At 70.4% G+C, this 2,491-nt stretch carries 4 protein-coding genes; 1 reads left to right on the forward strand and 3 read right to left on the reverse strand.

Going from position 1 to position 2,491, the window contains the following annotated elements; translation table 11 throughout:
- Positions 1–14: 14 nt before the first annotated feature.
- Together ACJ73U_RS38985 and ACJ73U_RS38990 are read right to left on the reverse strand one after the other, a co-directional pair.
- Positions 15–914: an exodeoxyribonuclease III gene (locus tag ACJ73U_RS38985; RefSeq protein WP_407782801.1), complete on the reverse strand. Its 900-nt coding sequence runs from the start codon at positions 912–914 to the stop codon at positions 15–17.
- Positions 915–1,073: 159 nt separating this feature from the next.
- A complete protein-coding gene (locus ACJ73U_RS38990; protein WP_407782802.1) occupies positions 1,074–1,574 on the reverse strand; it encodes a DUF4231 domain-containing protein in 501 nt (166 codons plus the stop codon).
- A 70-nt stretch (positions 1,575–1,644) separates the two neighbouring features.
- Here ACJ73U_RS38990 and ACJ73U_RS38995 point away from each other — a divergent pair, with 70 nt between their 5' ends.
- On the forward strand, positions 1,645–2,073 hold the full coding sequence (locus tag ACJ73U_RS38995; RefSeq protein ID WP_407782803.1) for a DUF3574 domain-containing protein: 429 nt from the start codon (positions 1,645–1,647) through the stop codon (positions 2,071–2,073).
- Here the strand turns inward: ACJ73U_RS38995 and ACJ73U_RS39000 are convergent.
- Positions 2,032–2,491 (reverse strand): LLM class flavin-dependent oxidoreductase (locus ACJ73U_RS39000; protein WP_407782804.1); only part of this gene is annotated, 460 nt, incomplete at its 5' end. The genes ACJ73U_RS38995 and ACJ73U_RS39000 overlap by 42 nt on opposite strands.

The following is a 2,491-nucleotide window of genomic DNA, read 5'->3' on the forward strand; positions in this document are numbered from 1 at the left end:
CCCCCACCCTCCGGCTACTTGGCCTGCGGCAACTTCACCCGCCCTTTCCGAGGCCCACGAGCCGACGGCGGCGGCACAACCGGCCCGATGTCCCCGTCCGGCGCCTCGTCCAGATCGACGATCACCGGCGCGTGGTCGCTGGGCCCGGTGCCCTTCCGGGCCTGCCGGTCGACCCAGGCCGCGGCGACCCGCCCGGACACCGACGCACTGGCCAGCACGAGGTCGATCCGCATCCCGAGATCCTGGTGGAACATGCCGGCGCGGTAGTCCCAGTACGTGAAGACCCGCTCGTCCGGCCACCGCTCCCGCACCACGTCGTGCAGCCCGAGCGCCTGCAACTCACCCAACGCCGCCCGCTCCGGCGCCGTGACGTGCGTGTGCCCGGCATAAGCGGCCGGATCGAACACGTCAGCGTCCGCGGGTGCGATGTTCATGTCGCCGCACAACATCGCGTCCCCGGGCCCGGCCTTGACGACGTCCCGCAGGGCGGCAAGCCAGGCCAGCTTGTACCTGTAATGCTCGGAGTCCGGCTCCCGCCCGTTCGGCACGTACAGCGAGTGCACCCGCACCCCACCACAGGTCGCGGCCACAGCCCGGGCCTCCGGATCGGGAAACCCGGGCGCCCCGTCCACCCCGACGACCACGTCCTCCAGCCCGACGCGCGACAGGATCGCAACCCCGTTCCACCCCGACTGCCCCGCCACCGCGAACTCGTACCCACGCTCTGCCAGTGGCTGCTCGAGCAACTCGCCGAACGCCTCGACGGTCAGCTTGGTCTCCTGCAGGCACACTACATCCGGCCGCCGCTGCTCGAGCCAGGGCAACAGTCGAGGCATGCGCTGCTTCACGGAGTTCACGTTCCAGGTGGCAACTCTCACGCCGCCGACGGTAGCCGGAACCCCCGACAATTTCATGGCGGGTACGGTCACCCGAAGCGCGCTTGGTAATCAAGCAGGTCCGCACGGCGTGGCGTTGCGAAATAGGCGATATTCTCGAGCCGCTGGAGAAGCGCGACTGGGACGACCTCGCTGACATCGGGTACGAGCACATCGGCAAGGTGCCGGTCTGGCGGCTCAACCGCCCGGTTCGTCGAACCGAGCCGTGAGCACGGACTTGTCGCCCTGGCTCTCGAAGAAGGCCTCGGCCTCCTCGTTCCGGGTCTGGTTCGCGGCCTCGAGCAGTGTCGACGTCGCCGCGATGGCCGCCGCCCGTCCCTCCTCGGACGGCAGCATCTCGGCGCGGGCCATGGCGAACTCCCACGTCCCGAGCTGGGACTCCAGCTGGCTCTGCGCAATGGTGAACAGCCGCCAGCGCCGGTACCAGTCGAAGGACACGGCGAGGCTGGTGACGGTCGTGATGATCACGCCGACGACGCCGACGAACACCCGCGCCGTCGTCGACGCCGACCACGCCGACGCGATGGGGATCAACGCACCGAGGATGATCACCACGGCCGTCGTCGACTTGTGGAGGCGGCGGGGCCAGCGCTTCTTCCGCTGGTACCAGTCGATGAGCGGCAACACCTGCCGCTCGACGAGCTCACGCAGCGGCCGCAGGTCGTCAGGCGGTGGCACGGCTGCGGAGTCTAGACCGACAGGTGGGACAACCTGCGTCAAAGCGACGCGCAGCGCTTGAATGTGCCCCATGACGACACGACGCACCGCCATCGCGGGCATGGTCACCGCGCTCCTGCTGGGTTTCACGACCGCCGGCGCCGCCGAATCCGACACGGCGAACGCCGCCGTTCCGGCTCCCACCCCCGGCGAGTCGTACAAGCGCACGGAGCTCTACTTCGGCGGGAGCCGGCCCGACGGCTCGGTGATCACGCCGGCCCAGTTCGAACTGTTCCTGGACAAGGAGGTCACCCCGGCCTTCCCCGACGGCCTCACCTGGCTCGAGGCACACGGCCAGTGGATGGGCGGCAAGGAGGACTCCTACGTCCTGATCATCCTGTACCCCTTCAGCGACAGGAAGGCCAACCGCGAGCTGGAGGAGATCCGCGGCGACTACAAGGCGCAGTTCGACCAGGAGTCAGTCCTGCGCGCGGACAGCGTCCAACGCGTGTCCTTCTAGGGCCTCGCCCAGCGTGTCGAGCCCGCGCCGCGGATCATCGTCCGCGGCGCGAAGCACGACGTGCCGCACGCCCGCGTCGAGGTACGGCGCGAGCCAGTCACGCAGCCCGCGAGCCGATCCGGCGTACATGGCCTGACGTGCGGAGACGGCCTCGAAGGGACGGCCGTACCACCGCTCGACCGTGGTTCGCAGCCGGCGCCGCGCCGCGTCCGGCGACGGGTCGAGCGCCACCGTGGCGTAGAGACCCGGGGTCACGTCCCGTCCCTCGTCCCGCACACGCCGCCAGCCCGCCGCGTACAGCTCGGGCGTCGGCGGGTACGGCAGCCACCCATCGGCCAACCGCGCGGCCGCCACGCCGGTGCCGGCCAACCAGATGGGCGGCGGGGAGGCCGGCGCCGGCGACAGGACCAGGTCGTGA

This window comes from Actinophytocola sp. (assembly GCF_045807065.1).
In the GTDB taxonomy this organism is placed as follows: Bacteria; Actinomycetota; Actinomycetes; order Mycobacteriales; family Pseudonocardiaceae; genus Actinophytocola.